The organism is Blautia sp. MSK18_10 (assembly GCF_020553185.1).
Classification (GTDB): Bacteria; Bacillota; Clostridia; order Lachnospirales; family Lachnospiraceae; genus Blautia_A; species Blautia_A wexlerae.
In genome coordinates, this window is sequence record NZ_JAJCGT010000014.1 from 1 (window position 1) to 21960 (window position 21960).

Genomic DNA, 21960 nt, shown 5'->3' on the forward strand with positions numbered 1-21960 from the left:
AGAGCATCTGCCTTACAAGCAGAGGGTCATAGGTTCGAGCCCTATAGGTTCCATACTTGGATGGATTCCCGAGTGGCCAAAGGGGGCAGACTGTAAATCTGTTAGCAACGCTTTCGAAGGTTCGAATCCTTCTCCATCCACTTAGCTTAACAGCTAAGCCGATGTGGCTCAATTGGCAGAGCAGCTGATTTGTAATCAGCAGGTTATCGGTTCGAGTCCGATCATCGGCTTTTGATTTTAAAAATTAATATCGCGGGGTGGAGCAGTCTGGAAGCTCGTCGGGCTCATAACCCGAAGGTCATAGGTTCAAATCCTGTCCCCGCTATTTTGCCCAGATAGCTCAGTTGGTAGAGCAGAGGACTGAAAATCCTCGTGTCGCTGGTTCGATTCCGGCTCTGGGCATTCACTTTGAAAGTGATAATTAAATAATATGGAGCATTAGCTCAGTTGGTAGAGCACTTGACTTTTAATCAAGTTGTCCGGGGTTCGAATCCCCGATGCTTCACTTTAAAACTTCTGTGAGAATATCACAGAAGTTTTTTTGTGTTTTTTTAACCCTAACATCATTTTATGGAATTACTATAGAGAAATAAAAAAGTTCTAAAGTTTTATGCTTTTTCATATATTATTAGTACCTGATACCATTAACCGTAGGAAGTGCGCAGTCTTAACGGTGGACAGGCTGTTTGAAGTCAGTAGATGTAATGCAGAACAGGAGGAGTTTTTATGAAGAGTCCTTTAAAGAATCTGAAAAAATATTTTCAGTTAATCATGACTGCTCTTATTTGCTTTGTAATGGGAGTCATTGAAGACAAGAAAAGAATCTGCATAAAAGATACAGATTCTAAAAAAGACAGAACTGTTTTGCGTCCGGATGATAAAAAGAACAACAGAAAAAATAAAATCATTTACTGGAATGAACCACGAATCCAGAATAGAATAAATAGAGCTGTATATTTTAATACGGGGTAATGAAGCCCCGTATGCAGAAACTATCGCAGTCCTTTCAATTAATGAATTTGAGACAGTTCAGCAGGATTTTATGTTCTGATGAGCAGGATCAATATGCATTATTTACGAGAATTGCTATATAACAGAAGTGTTATAAATAATATACATACAGATAAATATATATGTATATACTAAAAAGAAGAAGTTTATAATGATGGTCTGATATGAGAAAGTCTTTTTTCCCTGGAACAACGGGAATCTTTGCTCTATTTTTTGTTCCCTATATAGTTACAATTATTTTTAATGGTGCCAACACTACATTGATCAATAAAAAATTTAATGTGGAAATGCTTCTGCCGGTGATCGTTTCATCGCAGATTGAAGACAAATATGAACTTGAGACTATAAAAGCACAAACAATCATAGCAAGATCAAATTTTTACCGGACAATGAAAGAGGAGAAAAATCTGGCAATAACTTTATGTCAGATAAAGGAAGAGATGGAGGGGAAATCCCTGGCTTGTGTAATTTTACAGAATAAGTACGAAAAAGCAGTAACAGAAACAGAAGGAAAAGTCATTGTATGGAATAAAGAATTAAAGTTAGTTCCCTATCATGAATTAAGTGCAGGACAGACAAGAGATGGAATGGAAGTTTTCCACAACGAAGATGATTCGTATCTCAGATCCGTACACAGTCTTGTGGATAAAAATGCAAAAGATTATTTGAATAGTGTATACATAAATAAAAATGTCCTTCCGGAAAGAATTGAAATAAAATCCAGGGACAGTGCCGGTTATGTTACAGAAATTCTGGCTGACGGGAAAGTGTTGGAAGGCGAGGCATTCAGAAAAGGAATGGGACTCACGTCCTCAAATTTTACAATTCAGAAGTCTGGAAAGGAAATACGATTTTTATGTAGAGGAAAAGGTCATGGATTAGGATTCTCACAATATGGAGGGAATGAGATGGCAAAGGAGTCTGCGAATGCAAAAGAGATCTTACAATATTATTTTCCTGAGATGGATGTGCTGAACATAAAATCTGTAAATTGCTGAATAGATACGAATATTCTGGACACCCTATAGATATGAAGATGAAAACAGAGGTGAAAGGAATATGATGAATAACAAAGTGACAAGAATCATTGCCAATTCCGTTGGACTGGCCGCTGTAGCAGCATTGGGAATTACAGTTTATCAGTTAGGTACCTCCCCGGTCAAAGAGAAAACTCCTGAAGAAAAAACAGAAAATGTCGGTGAAAGTACACAGGATACGGAAGAACAATTGAGTGAAGATGCAGGAACGAATCATGTGGAGTCAGAAAATCAGTGGATGTCCGATGACGGGGAAGATTTGGATGATACAAAGGTTACATTCCAAAAACAAGGAATGTATGGGGAAACAGCTCAAAATACTGTGGATAATAATGAATCAGATAATACTGCAGATGTGGATAAGACTGACAATGCTGTAAATTCTCAGCAAGCAGAAGAATCATCAGTAAATGCAAATATGAAATCCCAGACGATATCAGAAGATCAGGCAGATGAAGCAACAGATGTTTCGGCATCGGCCCTGAATCTTGCGACAGTAAATTTTTCGGAAGATACATTAATGGAGTGGCCGGTGAATGGAAATGTTCTCCTTGATTACAGTATGGATCAGACTACTTATTTTCCGACGCTTGATCAGTATAAATTGAGTCCGGCTATTGCTGTCGGTGCAGTAGAGGGAGCACCTGTGGTAGCTGCTGTTAATGGCAAGGTTTATTCTATAGAGCAGAATGCGCAGACGGGTACTACACTGACAATGGAACTTGGAAATGGATATCAGGCTGTTTATGGACAGCTTACAGATCTGACAGTGTCAGAAGGAGATACAATTAAAAAGGGAACGACGATAGGATATATTGCACAGCCTACAAAATATTACAGCACAGAAGGAACCAATCTTTATTTTGCAATGAAAAAGAATGGAGAACCAATAGATCCGATTGAATATCTTCCATAATGAAATAGAAGAAAAAAACAGGGCTGCCGTAGATCGGCAGCCTTAATTTGGTATAGGGCCGAGACAGTAACGTATAAACAGTACTTTGATATTTGCAACAGAAATGATATGTGTAGTATAATACAAAATATGTAGTGATTCAGCAGTTAACAATTCGTGGATATCAGGTTAGGGGCACACTAGCATCATAAAATACTGCTGGTTATAAAAATACTTTCGGAAATTATACAGACAGCATGAAAGAGGAGCTTTTTATATGAATATTAATGAGATTGCCAAACTGGCAGGGGTCTCCAGAGCTACCGTATCCAGGTATCTGAACAATGGTTATGTCAGTGAGGAAAAGAAAAAAAATATCAGCAGAGTTATTGAAGAAACCGGGTATCAGCCTTCTTCACAGGCGCAGAGGCTGCGTACTAAGAAGACAAAACTGGTCGGAGTAATTCTGCCAAAGATAGATTCCAATACGATCAGCCGGGAAGTTGCCGGAATCAGTGACATACTTACCAAAAAAGGATATCAGCTGATACTGGCAAATACAAATAACAGTGTTGAAGAAGAATTGAAATATCTTTCGCTGTTCAGGGATAATCAGGTCGATGGTGTTATTTTTATTGCCACCATATTGACAAAACAGCACAGGGAAATGATGAAGGGATTTAAAGTTCCGATTGTTTTACTTGGACAACAGCTGGATGGTTATCCATGTATTTTTCAGGACGATTATAAGGCTGCTGTAAATCTTACTGAACAGATGGTGAAGACAGGAAAGAAGTTTGGATATATTACAGTTACGGATAAAGATGAGGCAGTTGGCAGGCAGCGAAAGTCAGGTGTGGAGAAGGTTCTTGGAGAAAATCAGATCACATTGGAAAGTGGATGTGTAAAATGCGGAAATTTCACATTAGAGTCAGGATATGAGAAAGCGAAAGAACTTTTTACGGAGCATCCCGATGTAGATACATTGATTTGTGCAACAGATACCATGGCAGTTGGAGCGGCAAATTGGCTGAAGGAGAACGGATATCAGATTCCTCAACAGGTTCAGATTGCCGGAATGGGAGACAGTTTTCTGGGAAAGATCATAGAACCAAAGCTGACTACTGTACATTTTTTTTACAAGACAAGTGGAATGGAATCAGCAAAAGTGCTGGTAGATTTGATAGAATCTAAGGAAACATCATCTGTACATAAAGAAATAAAAATGGGATGTAAGGTGGTACTCAGAGAGTCTCACCGAAATATATGACTGAACATGAAAGAGGAACTCTGAGGCAATCATCAGAGTTCTTTTTTTCTGAATAATTGGATTTACATATATATTAAAGGGAGTGTTTTGGAAATAATATATAAAAAATGGATATAATATTTGTGATATGTTACATATTTACAAATAAAAAACGCCCAGATATAATAGCATATATGAGAACGATTCCATAAAAGTACATACAATCCATAGGAAATACATATTGGTGATCAGATAAGAAATATCGTGAGAGTGCAAGATATCTGCTGAATTATAATCAGATATCAGAGTAAATTTGGAATGGTATAAGATGATATTAAGGTTAAAAGGTATTTTTATAAGATTAACAAGTGAAATTTGTTGAATATGTGAGAATTTCAAAGTATACATTTATATGAGAACGATTCCATAAAAGGAGGATATTATGGATTACAGAAAAACAGCACAGGAGATATATGACCATATCGGTAAAAAAGAAAATATTATTTCCGCAGCTCATTGTGCCACACGTCTTCGCCTGGTTATCAGTGATAATTCAAAGGCTGATAAGGAATATGTTGAGAACATTGAAGGTGTAAAAGGTGTTTTCTTTGCGCAGGGACAGATGCAGATCATTCTGGGAACAGGTATAGTTAATAAAGTATATGATGAGTTCATCCGGATTGCAGGAGTTTCTGAGAGCAGTAAAGAAGAGCTGAAAAAAGTTGCGGCTTCCAGGGCAAATCCGGTGCAGAGACTGATCAAGACACTTGGAGATATTTTTGTGCCGATTATTCCTGCAATTGTTGCAAGCGGTTTCCTGATGGGAATTATGGAAGCACTGAACTTCATGGTAAACAATGGATTTTTGAATATTGATACCAGCGGTTCTATTTATACATTTGCACAGCTTTTCAGTAATACGGCATATACGTTCCTGCCAATCCTCATCGCATACAGCGGTGCTAAAGTGTTTGGTGCAAACCCGTATCTGGGTGCAGTTATCGGTATGATCATGATTCATCCGAATCTCCAGAATGCATGGACAGTTGCCACAGAAGGTGTTAAAGCAACTCAGAAAGTATGGTTTGGACTTTACTCTATTGATATGGTCGGATATCAGGGGCATGTAATTCCGGTTATCATTGCAGTATGGGTACTGGCTCAGATTGAGAAGAGACTTCACAAAATAGTGCCGGCAATGTTTGATCTGTTTGTTACTCCGCTTGTAAGTGTCTTTGTAACAGGATATCTGACATTATCCATTATCGGACCTATCTTTGTCACTGTTGAGAACGGACTTCTGAATGGGATTCAGTGGCTGATCGCATTGCCATTTGGTATCGGAAGTTTTATTATGGGTGCGTTTTATGCACCGACGGTGGTTGCCGGTGTTCACCATATGTACACGATCATTGATCTTGGACAGTTGTCTAAATTTGGAGTTACTTACTGGCTGCCTCTTGCTTCTGCAGCGAATATTGCACAGGGTGGAGCAACTCTTGCAGTAGCACTTAAGACAAAGAATCAGAAGATTAAATCAATGGCAGTTCCGTCTGCATTAAGTGCCTGTATGGGAATTACTGAACCTGCGATCTTTGGTGTTAACCTTCGCTTTGGAAAACCATTTGTGATGGGATGTATTGGTGGTGCATTTGGTGCACTGTTTGCATCTGTTACAGGACTGGGGGCTACGGGAACTGGCGTAACCGGTATCTTTGGAATTCTTCTTTGTCTGAATAATCCGGTTTCTTATATTCTTATGTTTGTGATTGCATTTGGTGCTGCCTTTGTACTTACCTGGTTGTTTGGATATAAGGACACTAATGTTTCTGAAAAGACAGAAAGTGTTGAAGCTGTGGGAGATAAATCAACAACAGAAAAAAGCAATGCAGATGATTCTGTGCTTTATAGTGTATCAGAAGGAACTGCGATTTTGCTTTCCCAGGTAAATGACGCTACATTTGCTTCGGAAGTACTTGGAAAAGGAATTGCCGTAATTCCATCGAAGGGTGAAGTTGTTGCTCCATGTGATGCTGTGGTTGAGACTGTTTTTGATACAAAGCATGCAGTTGGTTTAAGTACGGAAAGTGGTATGGAGCTTCTGATCCATATCGGGATCAATACAGTGGAATTGAATGGAAAATATTTTACATCTCATGTAAAGAATGGAGATCACGTAAAGAAAGGCCAGCTTCTGGTTTCCTTTGATATGGAGAAAGTTAAGGCAGCAGGATACGATGTGACGACTCCTCTTATTGTAACGAATTCGGATGATTATAAAGATGTGAAAATTCTGTCGGAAGATTCGGTAACACCATCAGATAAAGTATTGGAGATTGTGAAATGAGTACGCTAACTAAAGTTCTTGAAAGAAATATAAAAGTAATTGAAAAGAACGCAGATCTGACAGAAGGAAGATTCCGGCTTGGACATCATCTGATGCCGCCGGTCGGATGGCTCAATGATCCGAATGGACTATGCTGGTATAAAGGCAGATATCATGTGTTTTTTCAATACGCTCCCTTTGATGTGGAAGGCGGACTGAAATTCTGGGGACATTATACAAGCGAAGATCTGGTAGACTGGAAATACGAAGGGACAGCTCTTTATCCGGATTCTCCTTATGACTGTCATGGTGTCTATTCCGGATCTGCATTGGCAGAGAGTGAAAAACTTCATTTGTTTTTCACCGGGAATGTAAAGATTGACGGTGATTATGATTATATTAATGAAGGACGTGAGACCAGTACGCTTCATGTAGAAAGTGAGGACGGAATTCATTTCGGAGATAAAGAAGAGGTAATTTCTTTTGAAAAATATCCGGAAGAGTTTACCTGTCATATCAGAGACCCGAAAGTCTGGAAAGAAAATGACAGGTATTTTATGGTTCTTGGTGGACGTCTTAAGGGAGATAAAGGTGCAGTTCTGGTTTATGAATCAGAAAATCTGAAAGAATGGAAATTTAAACATATAATAACCACACCGGAAGCTTTTGGCTATATGTGGGAATGCCCGGACTATTTCGAACTGGATGGGAAGAAATTTCTGTCTGTATCACCACAGGGCTTGAAGAGGGAAGAATTTCGTTTTCAGAATATCTATCAGTCAGGCTATTTTCCGGTAAAAGAGGATGGCTCTGTAGATGAAAGAGACTTTCGTGAGTGGGATATGGGATTTGACTTTTATGCTCCACAGACCTTTACAGATAACAGCGGAAGGCGACTTCTGATAGGATGGATGGGAATGCCGGATGCAGAGGAGGAATATACCAATAAAACCATTGATGAAGGCTGGCAGCATTGTCTTACCGTACCGCGGGAACTGAGGGTAAAGGATGGAAAAATATTCCAGTATCCGGCAAAAGAACTGGAGAGACTCCGAAAAGAGAAAACAATTCTTGATGATGAAAAATCAATTGTTGAGGTTCGTGTAGAAGTAAATGAAGGTTTTGATCTGTTAATTGAAGATATTGCAGTGACAGACAGAAGTTTTCAGATCAGTATGGGCGGACAGATGCTCTTTAAATATGAAAATGAAATTGCGGAGATTGGATTTTCTGAAATTGCGGGTGCAGGAAGAAATAAGCGGAAAGCGAAAGTCAGTGAACTGAACAATATCCGGATTCTTGCAGATACTTCTGCAGTGGAACTTTATCTGAATGATGGAGAGATTGTATTCTCAACCAGATATTATCCGGATCGTGAAGATCTGCAGCTAAAGGTAAAAGGCGGAAAATTCAGGGGAAATCTCTGGAATCTTCGAAAAATGATATTCACAAAATAAGAAAATAAACGTATAATAAAGCAGGTGGGAAAGAAAATCCGCAGTCGGTTTCCCTGCCTGCTTTTTTGACATATTGGTATTTCTGGTGCTGAGAGATCTGGCTGTCAGAAAGAATATGTGTCCGGATGATATACGTGTTTTAAACCGACTGTTTATTATAGAAACAGGGACGACCGCAAAAGATAGCAGTTGTCCTTTACATAAATTATAAAAAATTTCAAATAATGCAATTCCAGACAATAAGACAGTTGCTTGATTATAATATATGACTGTCGGGTGATTATGATGAATTATACTTACATTGTTAAATGTGCAGATGGGACTCTTTATACAGGGTGGACAAACTGTCTGCAAAAACGTATGAAAGCACACAACGAGGGAAAGAACGGCGCGAAATATACAAGGACCAAAAGACCGGTTACACTTGTATATTATGAAGGATTTTCAACAAAAGAAGAAGCGATGAGACGTGAATATGAGATTAAACAATTTACCAGAAATAAAAAACTGGAGTTGCTGAGCTTCTGAACCCGTCAGATAAGGAGGATAAGAGAAAATGAAAAAGATGACAAAATGGCTTGCAGTATGCGCAGTATGTGTGATGGGCAGTGTTCCGGCCATGGCAGCAGAAGTACCGGATGTTACTGTAACACCGATCCCGATTGAAACACCTGCTCCGGATGTAACACCAATCGAGACACCTGCACCAACACCCATACCGGAGGTGAAAAATGGCTGGTATGAGTATGGAACAAAAAATAAGAAATATTTTAAAGATGGACAGTATCTTACAGGAATGCGTAAAATCCATGGTGAAGTTTATTATTTCAGTCCAAAAGGATTTATGAAAACCGGATGGATCAAATACAATAACAAGAAATATTATTTTGGTTCCAATGGAATACGTTACAGTGGCGTTAAGAAAATCAGCGGAAAATATTACTATTTCAGTGACAAGGGTGTTCTGAGAACGAAAACAGTTAAAGTTGGAAATACAATTTATTATTGTACAGAAAAGGGAATTCTGGAAGCCTGGAAAAAAGGAAAGACGATTTATTATCCAAATGGAAAGAAAATGAATTCCACCAAAGCGTATGAGTATGAGACTTTGCAGAGAGCAAAGGATGTTGTCAGCAAGATCACAAAACCGAGTATGTCAAAAAGTGAGAAATTTGAAACCTGTTTCAGATGGGTAATGTATCAGCATTATTACGATACCAGAAGAATATTTTATAATCAGACTGCATGGCCTGCGTTATATGCAAACGATTATCTGATACTGAGCGGAAAAGGCGGGGACTGTTTCTCAGATGCCTGTTCGTTTGCCTATCTTGCAAAGGCTCTTGGATATAAGAATGTTTATGTCTGCGTAGATACAACGGCAACTGACGGAAGCGGTCATTGCTGGGCTGAAATCGGAGGCAGAGTATATGATCCGCTGTTCGCAGAGGCGAAGAGCTATTATGGATATTTTGGCGTGGGATATGGATCCTATGGATTGTATCCGGAAAGAAGAGTAGCTGTGTAATATAAAAGCTTTCCTGCAGGGATTATGTTGCAGCAGAGAAAATTGTATTGTTAAGGGGTTGCAGCACCGGAAAAAATCCGGTGCTGCAACCCCTTGTTTTGTTTATTGGCAAATTGACGGTTATACAGGTAGTGGAGCAACAAAAAAGTACATGACAATGAAATGGCAGGCACTTCCAAGCATAACGAAGATGTGAAAGATCTCATGGGAACCAAAATTCTTATGTCTGGAATTAAAAAGCGGAACTTTTAATGCATAGATCACACCACCGATGGTATAAATGATTCCGCCTGCAAGAAGCCAGTCAAATCCTGCACGTGGGAGTGCATGGAAGATTGGAACAAATGCCAGTACACACAGCCAGCCCATGGCGATATACAGTACAGAGGACAACCATTTGGGACAGGTAATCCAACAGCCCTTTAAGATAATGCCGAGGACTGCAATACTCCATACCAGCGCGCACAGAATATATCCAATGCGGTTATGAAGAACGATCAGGCATACAGGAGTATAGCTTCCGGCGATCATCACAAAAATCATCATGTGATCCATTTTTCGCAGCCGTCGATTGACCTTCTCTGTAGAATCTACAGAATGGTAAATGGTACTGGCTGCATAGAGCAGAACCATGGTAAGTATAAAAATACTTAAAGCAACAATATGGAGCACATCATAAGAACGCGCTGCCTTGATAATAAGAGGAACTGCTCCGACTGCAGCGAGAAGAAGGGCAATACCATGAGTGATCGCACTTCCGGGATCTTTTAATTTAAATTTCATAAAAACGCCTCCATTCATTCAGATAAATATAATGAAAACAATATAATATAGTTTTAAAAACTACATATCAAGTATATAAATACTATAACACAAAAAAACAAAAAATCAAGGGCTTATTTTGGGAATCAAAGAAATGTTTGTCCGGCAATGCAAATGAGTTACAGGGTTGCGAAGATGAGGAAAACAGTTGAATCTATATGATAAATCTCCTATAATACAAGTAAAGTAAGTGGTAAAGGAGACAGTTCCATGGGAAAAACCATAACGATATGTTTTACAAATAATAAGGGTGGAAGTGGAAAAACCACAACCTGTTCAAACCTTGGAGCGGCGATGGCTCAGGCAGGGAAAAAGGTTCTTCTGATCGATGGAGATATGCAGTTAAATCTTTCTCTTGCTTTTTTTCCGGAGAACTGGGTGCTGGAGCAGGCGAAAGGAGAGAAGAATCTGTATTGCGCAATCGGAAAACAGGAAGAGCTCAGCGGTTATGTGGTACATACTCCCTACGAAAATCTGGATCTGATACCATCGTCTACATTGATGAGTTCTATAGAATATGAACTTTTTACAAAATGGCAGAGAGAATTTATCCTGCGAAAATGCATTCAGAAGATAAAGGATGCAGGAAATTATGACTATATTCTGATTGATGCACCTCCTACGCTGGGTGGTTGGGTGATGAATATCCTTTGTGCATCAGACAGGGTAATTATTCCTGTTGAAGCAAGTCCATGGGGAATGTTCGGACTTGCGAATATGTTTGAATTTCTTAATGAAGTAAAGCAGATTACTCCGGAACTGGAAGTTGCCGGAATTGCAGTGACAAAGGTAGATACAAGAAAGAGTTATTATAAACAGACAATGGAAACACTGCATGAACTTGAGGATATTCATGTATTTGAGCAGATCATCAGAGTGGACAGCTCTGTAGAATGGTCACAGGATAACAGTATTCCGGTTGTGGAATATAAAAAATCAAGCAGAAGTGCCAGGGAATATACGAGATTGGCAGAGGAGGTCATGGAATTATGTCAGTAGGCAGGGAGAGTATTCGGCGTGCAGCAAATGCAGGTGCCGGGAAAACCGTAAAGAAGCCCGTTGTATCCACAAAAGAGGCAGAGAAACCGGAAACAATATCTGTTACAGAAGAAAAGAAAAAAACAGCAAAAGGTTCTGTTCATATTAATGAGGAACTGCCGGTATATCTTCTTTAAAAGTTACTTGTAAGTGCTTGAGTATTTTGTTATTTTATAGAATATAATCAAGTGGTTGCGCAAAAAGTGGGGTATTTTATGGAAACAGAAGAAAAGAAGATATATACAATAGAAGATATCGCCCGGGAGCTTGGGGTAAGTAAGACTACGGTATCACGTGCTATTTCAGGAAAGGGAAGAATCAGTCAGGCTACAAGAGACAGAGTACGGGCATTTATAAAAGAACATGATTACAGACCCAATGTTGTGGCAAAGGGGTTGGCACAGCGTAAAACTTATAATATTGCACTGCTGATGCCGAAGGATTATGTTGCCACAGAGTTTCTTTTTTTTAAAGACTGTATGAATGGAATCTGTGAGATGGCTTCCTCCTATGAGTATGATATTATTATTTCTATGATTGATGGAGCAGATGTATCGCAGATACAGAGACTGGAGGCAAATCGAAAAGTCGATGGGATCATTGTAAGCAGAGCAGTGGTAAGTTCCAAGGTACAGAAATATCTGAAGAACTGTAAGGAACCATATATATTGATCGGCCCATCTTCAGATCCGGAAGTTCCGTTTGTAGATAACAAGAACCAGGAAGCCGGAAAAGAACTGACAAGTATTATGTTGATGAAAGGTTTTCGGAATCTGGCACTTCTGGGTGGAAATCAGTCCTACAATGTTACCGGAAGCAGATATCAGGGTTTTCTGGAAGCACATGAGAAAATGGGAGTTTCTGTTAACGAAAATCTGATCTTCATGGATACGGATAATCAGGCAGCAGTATCTGATGCTGTGAAGAGACTGCTTGAAGAAGGCGCGGATGGTATTGTCTGTATGGATGATGTGATCTGCAGCATGTGTCTGAGCAGTCTGAGGGAAAAGAAAATATCGGTTCCTGCAGAAATAAAAATAGCCAGTATGTATGACAGTAAGAATCTGGAATATAATAATCCACCGATTACCAGTATACGCTTTGATACGGTAAGACTGGGAAAGATGGCATGTGCGAAATTACTGAACATCCTGGGAGAGAAGCCACTGGAGGATACAGTGCCTCTGAACTACCAGGTAGTGTTGCGGGAGTCGACACAGTAGTATATGGATGTAAAATCCGATCAGATTATAGAAATTGAAAATGAATGGCAGGATTAGAAAGTTCTCTGTATTTATTGTAAGGATCAATAAGCAGAGAACTTTTTGTGTATAAAAAAATCGGTTGAAATTCTCTGGACAATCTGATTTTATCAAAATGAAAACGGTTGCACAAATCAAGTATATCATTGTATGAAAAAACGAAAAAATCAAACTGAATTGTGCAATATGACAAAAAAAGAGTTTTGAAATTAGATAATAATGGCTAATTGACTTTATAAATATAAAGGAATATACTAAAAATATGAACAAACGGTTGCGCAAACAAAACTGAGGGCGTTTATTACGCAAATCGGATGCGGGCTGTTTAGGCATAACCATCAAAAACAGGAGGAAGAGAAAATGAGAAAAAATGTAAAAAAGGTGATTGCACCGTTACTGGCAGCTGCTATGGCACTTTCCTGCACAGTATGTGTAAGTGCAGCAGAGGATGAGACAATTAAACTGACTGTATGGGGAGCTGAAGAAGACCAGAATTTATTAAAAGAACTGACAGATAAATTCCAGGAGAAGTATGCAGATCAGAAATTTGATATTCAGATTGGCGTAGAATCTGAGTCTACTGCAAAAGATACTATTCTGACAGACGTAGAGGCTGGTGCAGATGTATATGCATTCGCAGATGATCAGCTTCCGGATCTTGTAAAAGCAGGAGCACTTCTGAAACTTGATGATTATGCAGAAGCACTTCAGCTTGCAGATACAACACTTGATGATGTAAAAGCTGCAAACGTTGAAGGCGCTATTGATGCAGCAACAATTGATGGCAGTCTGTATGCATTTCCAAGAGCAGCTGACAACGGATATTTTCTTTACTATGATTCATCTGTAATTTCCGAGGAAGATGCAGCAAGCTGGGACAGCCTTCTTGAAGCAGCTGATAAGGCCGGAAAGAAAGTTGGTATGACACTTGCTTCCGGATGGTACAATGCTTCTTTCTTCTATGGAGCAGGATTTACAACAGGACTTAATGATGACGGAACAACAACTATGGACTGGAACGGAACAAGTGCTGATGGATATACAGGTGTTGATGTAGTAAAAGGAATGCTTGATATTACATCTAATCCGGCATTTATGGCAGTTGCTGATGGTGATATGTCTAATCAGCTTGCATCCGGTAATCTGGCAGCATGCGTTTCCGGTACATGGGATGCAATCACAGCAAAGGAGATATTTGGTGACGGATATGCAGCAACAAAGCTTCCTACATTCACAGTTGGTGACAAACAGGTTCAGCAGGGATCTGTTGCCGGTTACAAATATGTTGGTGTAAACGGCTATTCTGAGAATTCCGGATGGGCAGTTCTTCTTGCTGAGTACCTTACAAACGAAGAATCCCAGCAGATGTTCTTTGATCAGAGAGAAAGTGGTCCTTCAAACAAGAATGTAGCAGCATCTGATTCTGTTCAGGAAAATGTAGCACTTGCAGCACTTGCAGCTCAGTCTGAATATGCACAGGCTCAGAAGGTTGGCGGAAAATATTGGGATCCTGCAAAGACATTCGGAGAACTGATTGCACAGGGAACATTATCTGCAGATGATGATAATGCAATCCAGGAAGCACTTGATAATCTGGTAGAGGGTGCTGCTGCTTCTGTAGAATAATTGTAAAATAAAAAAATTATATAACAGATTTTAAAAAATGGCCCATATGCATAACGGCATGTGAGCTGTTTTAAGGAAACGGCAGATGCTGTCTGAGAAAAGATAGTAACAAAAATGAAATGACGAGGAGGAGAGATATGGCAGCACAGGACAATAATTCTGCTGCAGCGGCAGTGAGTGGATTCTTTAAATCCATCGGTGGATTTTTTGCTGACTTTGGTACTGCTGTAGTGAAAGGTGATGCCTTTGTAAAGCTGTCCCTGATCTGGATGGGCGCAGGCTATGCAAAGCGTAAACAGTATGTGAAAGCAGTACTGATGACATTGCTGGAGATCGCAGTGATCGTTTTTTCAGTGAAATTTGCAATGCAGTATGTACCAAAATTCAGTACCCTTGGTACTGTAAAGATGGAAAAAGTCTTTAACATGAAAACAATGAAAAGTGAATTTAATGATTATGATAATTCCTTTACGATCCTGTTGTTTTCATTGTTCAGCTTTGTTGTATGGTTTGCGGCAGCTGTTGTGTGGTTTAAGAACGTGATCAATGCTTATACACTTCAGAAAATGGAAGAAGCGGGAAAGCATATCAATACTTTTAAAGAAGATCTCAGATCACTGACAGAAGAGAAGTTTCATATTACATTACTGACACTTCCGGTACTTGGAGTTGTGATTTTCACATTAATCCCAATCTTACTTCTGATCTTTGTAGCATTTACAAATTATGATCAGCAGCATATGCCTCCTACTGAGTTGTTCTCATGGGTAGGTTTCAGTAACTTTATCAGTTTGTTTGGCGGCGGCGGTCTTACATCTACGTTCGGATATGCATTTGTGCGGGTTCTGGGATGGACACTTGTATGGGCTTTCTTCGCAACATTTACAACTTATATCGGAGGTATCCTGCTTTCACTGCTTCTTAACAGCAAGAAGACAAGACTGTCGAAGATGTGGCGTACTTTATTTATCGTAACGATTGCAGTCCCGCAGTTTGTATCACTTCTGCTGGTGCGTAATTTCTTCTCCAATGGTGGTATCGTCAACACAATCTGTCACAGCATTGGACTGACCGGATTCTTAAGAAGCATAGGACTTGTGTCCACAAGCTATATTCCGTTTCTTTCTGCTCCGGGTTGGGCACATGTAATGATCATTCTCATTAATATCTGGATTGGTGTTCCGTATCAGATGCTGATCGCAACAGGTGTTCTGATGAACCTTCCTTCTGACCAGCTTGAGAGTGCAAGAGTAGACGGTGCAACAAACTTCCAGATATTCAGAAAGATTACAATGCCATATCTGCTCTTTGTAACAGGACCTGCTCTGATCACAGACTTTGTAAAAAATATTAATAACTTTAATGTTATTTATCTGCTCACACAGGATGTTTATACAACAACTAATCAGGCAATGGCAAGCTCACAGGCAAAAGAGGTTGACCTTCTGGTTACCTGGCTGTTCCGTCTGACTCAGGATTACTACAACTATAAGATGGCATCAGCAATCGGTATTATCGTGTTTATTATCTGTGCAGTATTCACCCTGGTTGCATTTAACAGGATGATCAAGGGAGATAAGGAGGGAACATATCAATAATGAAAAAGATGAAAGACAGTCGTACTTCTTCTATAGTATTACATAATTTATTGATCGCAGTGCTGGCATTTATCTGGCTGATCCCGATCATCTGGCTGTTATGTACTTCCTTCAGTGCATATTCAGGAATGAATACCAGTACATTTTTTCCGAAGGAATGGAGCATCAGCAATTACATGAAGCTGTTTCATTCAGATTCTGTATCTCAGTTTCCGCAGTGGTTTCTGAATACATTTATCATTGCATGCTTTACATGTGTGATTTCCACTATGTTCGTACTGATGGTTGCATATGCAACATCTGTTATGAGATTCAAGATGAGAAAACCGCTGATGAACATGGCAGTTATCCTGAATCTGTTTCCTGGTATGCTGGCAATGATTGCAGTTTACTTCACACTGAAATCTTTTAATCTGACAAACAGCTATGCCGGTTTGATCATGGTTTACTCTGCTTCTTCAGGTCTTGGTTATTTGATTGCGAAAGGATTCTTTGATACAGTTCCGAGAGCACTCTGCGAGGCTGCCAGAATTGATGGATGCAGTGAGGCAAGAATCTTCTTCCAGATGGTTCTGCCCATGAGCCGCCCGATTGTTGTTTATACAGTTATCAGCAGTTTCCTGGTGCCATGGATGGATTTCGTATATGCAAAGATGATCCTGAATGCCGGTATTTCTTCCAAATATACAGTTGCCATTGGTCTGTACAAGATGCTGGATAAGAGCCTTATCAATTCTTATTTTACTCAGTTCTGCGCAGGTGGTGTACTGGTATCCATACCGATTTCTATTCTGTTTATGATCATGCAGAAATTCTATGTGGAAGGAATTACAGGCGGTGCTGTAAAAGGTTGATATTATGAATATGACAACGGGAAGAAGAGGAATCGTCTGGAAAACTCCGGATATCACAGCTGATGGGCTGAAGATGTTTGCATGTATTACTATGCTGATCCAGACAGTTGGAATTGCCATTATTGAAAAAGGCCTGATCCATTTAGACCAGTATACTCAGGAGAGTCTGAACCAGGCGATGTCTCAGGATTCCCGTTTGATGACACTTGCGGGAGTCGGATCCATTATGCAGCTTATAGGCGGGATGGCGATTCCCGTATTTGCGTTTCTGCTGGTAGAGGGATTTCGTAATACATCGGATTATAAGAAGTATCTGATCATGATGGCTGTTACTGCACTGGTCAGTGAGATTCCATATGATCTGTCAATCTGCGGAAAAGTATGGGACTTTTCCAGTCAGAACGCAATGATCACGATGTGTATCTGCCTGATTATGCTGAAATGCTTAGATCTGTTTAAAGAAACTTCCGGATTTACAGGTGGTATGTTAAAGGCACTGATCCTGATCGCAGCTATTGTCTGGGTGAGCATTTTCCGGGCAGAGTATGGACTTTGTATTGTTCTGCTTGTGTTTGTGTTCTATGTGTTTGAGACAAGAAATGTGCTGAAAACAGTGCTGGGCTGTATTATCAGTCTGATGTATGTGACCGGACCGATTGCGTTCTATGGAATCTGGTGCTGCACTGGAGAGAGAAAGGATTACATCAATAAATATGTCTATTATGCTTTTTATCCTTTGCATTTGCTGGTGCTTGGAGTAATTGCAAACTATATCCTGTAAGAAGAATGAAATCAAATCCCGTCTGCTTTGACTGAGAAAAGTAATAAGCAGCGAGAATAGTGTGTTTTGAAATTGGATAGAGTATTAAATATGATAGTGAAAAAGAAAACGACTGAGAATAGAGAATTAAGAGGAGAACAAGTATGGACTTTAGAACGGATAAGCTGCTCCATGGAGGTGATTACAACCCGGAACAGTGGTTAAAGAGACCGGATATTCTGGAAAAAGATATTGATATGCTGGAGGAGTCTGGCTGTAATGTAGTAAGCCTTGGGATTTTTTCCTGGTCTACACTGGAACCGGAAGAAGGTGTATTTCATTTTGAATGGCTGCAGGAGATCATTGATAAACTTTATAAAAGAGGTATTTCTACAATCCTGGCTACACCGTCAGGTGCAAGACCCAAATGGATGGCAGACAAGTATCCGGAGGTACTTCGTGTAGATGAAACACGCCACAGAGCCTTATTTGGATTCAGACATAATCATTGTTATACTTCTCCTGTTTACAGAGAGAAGGTACATATTATTAACAAAAAGCTGGCACAGGAGGTTGCCACACATCCGGGTGTGATCCTGTGGCATATTTCCAATGAGTATGGCGGAGAATGTCATTGTCCGCTGTGCCAGGAAGCATTTCGTAACTGGCTGAAAGAGAAATATCAGACTATTGAAAATCTGAATGATAAGTGGTGCACCACTTTCTGGAGTCATACTTATAACAGCTTTGACCAGATCGAGAGTCCGTCTAAGATTGGTGAGACACAGCTTCATGCACTGAATCTGGACTGGAAGCGATTTGTTACTCATCAGACAGCGGATTTCATTCATCATGAGATTGCAGCATTGAGAGAGGGAGGAAGCACACTTCCGACTACTGCTAATCTGATGCATTATTTTGGCGGTTTAGATTATTTTAAGATTGCAAAAGAGATTGATGTGGTTTCCTGGGATACTTATCCGACATGGCATAAAGAAGCAGTGATCGATACAGCTTATGACAATGGTATGTGCCATGATCTGATGCGTTCTCTGAAAGGAAAGCCGTTCTTCCAGATGGAATCCTGCCCGACTTCTACAAACTGGCAGAGTGTGAGCAAGTTAAAGAAACCGGGAATGCTTTTGGCACAGTCCATGCAGGCAATTGCACATGGCGGAGAAGGTGCTCTCTATTTCCAGATTCGCCAGAGCAGAGGTGCTTCTGAGAAGTTCCACGGAGCAGTGATCGATCATTACGGTGGAAATGATACAAGAGTGTTTAAAGAAGTTTCCAGGGTTGGAGAAATTCTGAAAGAGTTAAAAGAACTGGCAGGAACAACTGTGAACAGCTCGGTTGCCATGCTTTATGACTGGGACAGCCAGTGGGCAATGGAGGACAGCCAGGGACCCAGAAATAAAGGGCTTCATTATCTGGAAGCAATGCTGAAATTCTACAGAGGTTTCCGTAAGCAGGGCGTCAATGTGGATGTGATCGATATGACCTGTGAACTGGATAAATATAAAGTACTGGCTCTGCCAATGGTTTATATGTTCAAGGAAGGTTTTGCCGAAAAGGTTCGTGCGTTCGTGGAAAACGGCGGTACACTGATCACAAGTTACTGGTCCGGAATTGCAGATGACACAGACAGGTGTTATCTGGAAGGAACTCCTCATGGACTTATGGATGTGCTGGGAATCAGAAGCACAGAAATTGACGGACTCTATGACTGGGAAGAAAATTCTTTTGTTCCTGTGGCTGGTAATGAACTTGGACTGGATAAGACTTATACATGCAAATATCTGTGCGACCTTGTGGAGCTTCGCGGAGCACGTACCTTAATGACCTACGGAAGTGATTTCTATGAAGGCTATTCCTGCCTGACAGTGAATGAATACGGTAAGGGTAAGGCATGGTATGTGGCAGCAGACGCTGATAAAGAATTCTATGGGGACTTCCTTGGAAAAGTGCTCAAAGACAGCGGCGTTTCCTGCGGAATTAAAGAAGAGATTCCGGATGCACTGGAGATTACAGTGAGAGAGAATGAAAATGAGAAATATTATATTTATCAGAATTTCGGAACAGAGGCTGTAAATATTCCTGTACCGGAAGGCCAGATCAGCTGGATTTATGGCAATGGTAGTGACAAACTTGAAGTTTATGGTCTTGCAGTTGCCAGGGTTATCGTGTAAAATAAATAGCGATGGATGAGGAAATCCCTTCACTTTAAGCAGAGATTGATACTGCCTGGTGAAGGGGTTCTTTTTTACTCAGGTTTAACCGCCTGATTATGGTTAAATGGCATTTTTTGTAAATACAGAAATGTATATTCTGCCTGTTTTTCCACATAATAACCATACAACACATGATATGGAAACTGAAGGGTACAAAGACAGTAAACTTCGATAAAAGGAAAAACAGGAGGAAGAAAAGTGCATGAAAGCGACAGGAATTGTTCGGCGCATAGATGATCTGGGGCGTGTGGTCATTCCTAAGGAGATCAGAAAAACGCTGCGGATAAAAGAGGGGACACCACTGGAGATTTTTACTGACCGGGAGGGGGAGATTATTCTGAAAAAGTATTCCCCTATCGGAGAACTGAATGTCTTTGCAAAGGAATATGCAGAGGCGCTGGCGCAGTCAAGCGGGATGGTAGCGTGTATCACAGATCACGATCAGGTAGTGGCTGCTGCGGGACAGGGAAGCAGGGAATATATGGGAAAACCTATCAGCAAAGCTCTGGAAGATGCAATCACGGAAAGAAGCTCTGTGTTTGCTAACGGAAATGACAGAAGCAGGATACCTGTGACTCAGGAACAGAGAGAACCTTTGTATTCCCAGATCATGCAGCCTATTATCAGTGCAGGAGATACAGTAGGTTCGGTGCTTTTATTGGGAAAGAATGAAAGAGATGTGATGGGTGAATCAGAGAAGATGCTCATCAGAACAGCCAGCGGATTTCTGGGAAGACAGATGGAACAGTAAAATTCATAGAATCTTCAGCAGCTTAGGGTAGTGTACCGACAAGTTGATTTCTCGAACAATCTTGCGTCTAAATTTCTTATTTCCGCGTTGTCGTCGGTCGCCGTAGCCACCGCTACGCCTCCTTCCTCCGCCTTGAAATAAGAAAATTTATCCTGCAAGATTTTTTCAAGAATCAACTTGTCGGCACACTAGCAACTGAGGATTCTTTTTTGTATAATAAGAAGCAGTTATGATTTTCTGGAATTGTTATAGTAATAAAATTGTTATGGCAATGAGAGTTGGAAAGGAGACATATTATATGGCTGCAATATATCTGGCACCATTTTATCTGTTGGTGTGTGTATATATCCTGCTTCGCAGCCTGCACTGGTTTCAGGTATTGCATACGGTTTTTCGGAATGTGTGGGTGTGCAGGGGGATTGGACTTGTATATTTATTTGTAGTGTTTAGTATACTGATCGCATTTATGGCACCTGCATCAGGATTCAGGAGATTTATGAAGCTTCTGAGTAATTACTGGCTCGGTGTTTTGATGTATACACTTATGACTCTGGGAATCGCGGATGGATTGAGACTGTTACTGAAATATCCTTTTAGAAATTTTGCCTTTCCGGGGAGAGAATTGCTTTTCAGTAATATGGGAACTGCTGTTGTGGGAGCTGTCTGTGCGGTGATCATTTCAACAGTCAGTATTTACGGAGTGCTCAGTGCCGGAAATATACATACAACGAAGTACAATATTTCTGTTGATAAAAAGGCAGGAAATATGAAGGAATTAAATGTGGTTCTGATCGCAGATCTTCATCTGGGATATAATATTGGATGCAAGCAGATGGAGCAGATGACAGAGAAGATCAATGAGCAGAAACCGGATCTGGTGGTAGTGGCAGGAGATATTTTTGATAATGAATATGAGGCACTGGATGATCCGGAAAAACTGGCAGAGATATTGAGAGGAATTCGGTCGAAGTATGGTGTGTATGCATGTTACGGAAACCACGATATTCAGGAAAAGATTCTGGCAGGATTTACCTTTGGCAGTAAGGAAAAGAAAGAGAGTACCCCGGAGATGGATGAGTTTCTGGAGAAAGCGGGGATTACGCTTCTGAGAGATGAATATGTGCTCATCGATGATTCCTTTTATCTGTATGGCAGACCGGATTATGAGCGTCCCGGACGGGGGATTGATAAACGAAAGACTCCGCAGGAAATCACAGAGGGTATGGATGTGTCACTGCCAGTGTTGGTTATCGATCATGAGCCGAGAGAACTTCAGGAGCTGGCGGATGCGGGGGTGGACGTGGATCTCTGCGGACATACCCATGACGGACAGGTATTTCCGGGAAATATTGTGATCAGATTCTTCTGGGAAAATAAATGTGGTTATCTGAAGAAAGGAAATATGCATAATATCGTTACATCCGGTGTAGGGCTTTTTGGACCAAATATGAGAGTTGGGACTAAAAGCGAAATCTGTGATGTCAGCATATGTTTTAACTGAATCAAAAAGTAAGT

19 protein-coding genes and 5 tRNA genes are annotated in these 21960 nt (G+C 40.3%); 23 read left to right on the top strand and 1 reads right to left on the bottom strand.

Annotation, left to right across the window (positions count from 1 at the left end; translation table 11 throughout):
- Positions 1-58 precede the first annotated feature (58 nt).
- The 13 genes from LI074_RS07695 to LI074_RS07755 all read left to right on the top strand — a co-directional run bounded on the left by LI074_RS07695 (position 59) and on the right by LI074_RS07755 (position 9503).
- Positions 59-140, top strand: a tRNA-Tyr gene (locus LI074_RS07695).
- A 17-nt stretch (positions 141-157) separates the two neighbouring features.
- Positions 158-230: transfer RNA gene (locus LI074_RS07700), tRNA-Thr, on the top strand.
- 21 nt (positions 231-251) lie between these two features.
- Positions 252-325 (top strand) — tRNA-Met (locus LI074_RS07705).
- A 4-nt stretch (positions 326-329) separates the two neighbouring features.
- Positions 330-402 (top strand) — tRNA-Phe (locus LI074_RS07710).
- Between the two features lie 30 nt (positions 403-432).
- Positions 433-505 (top strand) — tRNA-Lys (locus LI074_RS07715).
- A gap of 221 nt (positions 506-726) precedes the next feature.
- On the top strand, positions 727-972 hold the full coding sequence (locus LI074_RS07720; RefSeq protein ID WP_020993336.1) for a hypothetical protein: 246 nt from the start codon (positions 727-729) through the stop codon (positions 970-972).
- A 203-nt stretch (positions 973-1175) separates the two neighbouring features.
- Positions 1176-2009: a SpoIID/LytB domain-containing protein gene (locus tag LI074_RS07725; protein WP_022379866.1), complete on the top strand. Its 834-nt coding sequence runs from the start codon at positions 1176-1178 to the stop codon at positions 2007-2009.
- A gap of 61 nt (positions 2010-2070) precedes the next feature.
- Positions 2071-2964: a M23 family metallopeptidase gene (locus LI074_RS07730; protein ID WP_243257203.1), complete on the top strand. Its 894-nt coding sequence runs from the start codon at positions 2071-2073 to the stop codon at positions 2962-2964.
- Between the two features lie 256 nt (positions 2965-3220).
- Positions 3221-4213, top strand: a complete 993-nt coding sequence (locus LI074_RS07735) for a LacI family DNA-binding transcriptional regulator (RefSeq protein ID WP_022379868.1) — start codon at positions 3221-3223, stop codon at positions 4211-4213.
- Between the two features lie 421 nt (positions 4214-4634).
- The gene (locus tag LI074_RS07740) at positions 4635-6539 is read left to right on the top strand and encodes a PTS beta-glucoside transporter subunit IIBCA (protein ID WP_265107661.1); all 1905 of its coding nucleotides are present in this window, start codon (positions 4635-4637) and stop codon (positions 6537-6539) included.
- Entirely contained in the window at positions 6536-7975 is a 1440-nt protein-coding gene (locus LI074_RS07745; protein WP_173698067.1) for a glycoside hydrolase family 32 protein, read from the top strand. Before LI074_RS07740 ends, LI074_RS07745 begins: the two co-directional genes overlap by 4 nt.
- Positions 7976-8260: 285 nt before the next feature.
- Positions 8261-8503, top strand: coding sequence for a GIY-YIG nuclease family protein (locus LI074_RS07750; protein WP_025580986.1), 243 nt, complete (start codon positions 8261-8263; stop codon positions 8501-8503).
- A gap of 28 nt (positions 8504-8531) precedes the next feature.
- Positions 8532-9503 carry an N-acetylmuramoyl-L-alanine amidase family protein gene (locus LI074_RS07755; RefSeq protein ID WP_243100089.1) on the top strand — a complete coding sequence of 324 codons (972 nt, stop codon included), beginning with the start codon at positions 8532-8534 and terminating at the stop codon, positions 9501-9503.
- Between the two features lie 120 nt (positions 9504-9623).
- Here the strand turns inward: LI074_RS07755 and trhA are convergent, their stop codons facing one another.
- The gene (trhA, locus tag LI074_RS07760; protein WP_020993331.1) at positions 9624-10286 is read right to left on the bottom strand and encodes a PAQR family membrane homeostasis protein TrhA; all 663 of its coding nucleotides are present in this window, start codon (positions 10284-10286) and stop codon (positions 9624-9626) included.
- Positions 10287-10535: 249 nt separating this feature from the next.
- On the opposite strand from trhA, the gene LI074_RS07765 reads away from it, so the two are divergent.
- The 10 genes from LI074_RS07765 to LI074_RS07810 all read left to right on the top strand — a co-directional run bounded on the left by LI074_RS07765 (position 10536) and on the right by LI074_RS07810 (position 21946).
- Positions 10536-11324, top strand: a complete 789-nt coding sequence (locus tag LI074_RS07765) for a ParA family protein (RefSeq protein ID WP_022379873.1) — start codon at positions 10536-10538, stop codon at positions 11322-11324.
- Positions 11315-11500 (top strand): hypothetical protein, encoded by a 186-nt coding sequence (locus tag LI074_RS07770; protein ID WP_008707826.1) that lies wholly within the window; start codon positions 11315-11317, stop codon positions 11498-11500. Before LI074_RS07765 ends, LI074_RS07770 begins: the two co-directional genes overlap by 10 nt.
- A gap of 78 nt (positions 11501-11578) precedes the next feature.
- Positions 11579-12586, top strand: coding sequence for a LacI family DNA-binding transcriptional regulator (locus LI074_RS07775; protein WP_173698068.1), 1008 nt, complete (start codon positions 11579-11581; stop codon positions 12584-12586).
- A 399-nt stretch (positions 12587-12985) separates the two neighbouring features.
- Entirely contained in the window at positions 12986-14251 is a 1266-nt protein-coding gene (locus LI074_RS07780) for an extracellular solute-binding protein (protein WP_025578975.1), read from the top strand.
- Positions 14252-14388: 137 nt separating this feature from the next.
- Positions 14389-15849 carry a carbohydrate ABC transporter permease gene (locus LI074_RS07785; RefSeq protein ID WP_044996454.1) on the top strand — a complete coding sequence of 487 codons (1461 nt, stop codon included), beginning with the start codon at positions 14389-14391 and terminating at the stop codon, positions 15847-15849.
- Positions 15849-16703, top strand: coding sequence for a sugar ABC transporter permease (locus LI074_RS07790; protein WP_025578978.1), 855 nt, complete (start codon positions 15849-15851; stop codon positions 16701-16703). Before LI074_RS07785 ends, LI074_RS07790 begins: the two co-directional genes overlap by 1 nt.
- Before the next feature lie 4 nt (positions 16704-16707).
- Positions 16708-17484 carry a TraX family protein gene (locus LI074_RS07795; protein WP_242859974.1) on the top strand — a complete coding sequence of 259 codons (777 nt, stop codon included), beginning with the start codon at positions 16708-16710 and terminating at the stop codon, positions 17482-17484.
- Between the two features lie 143 nt (positions 17485-17627).
- Positions 17628-19652, top strand: coding sequence for a beta-galactosidase (locus LI074_RS07800; RefSeq protein WP_173698069.1), 2025 nt, complete (start codon positions 17628-17630; stop codon positions 19650-19652).
- Between the two features lie 244 nt (positions 19653-19896).
- Complete coding sequence (gene spoVT, locus LI074_RS07805; RefSeq protein ID WP_019160316.1) at positions 19897-20445, top strand: stage V sporulation protein T; 549 nt, start codon at positions 19897-19899, stop codon at positions 20443-20445.
- A gap of 298 nt (positions 20446-20743) precedes the next feature.
- Positions 20744-21946, top strand: coding sequence for a metallophosphoesterase (locus LI074_RS07810; protein WP_055151739.1), 1203 nt, complete (start codon positions 20744-20746; stop codon positions 21944-21946).
- Positions 21947-21960 lie beyond the last annotated feature (14 nt).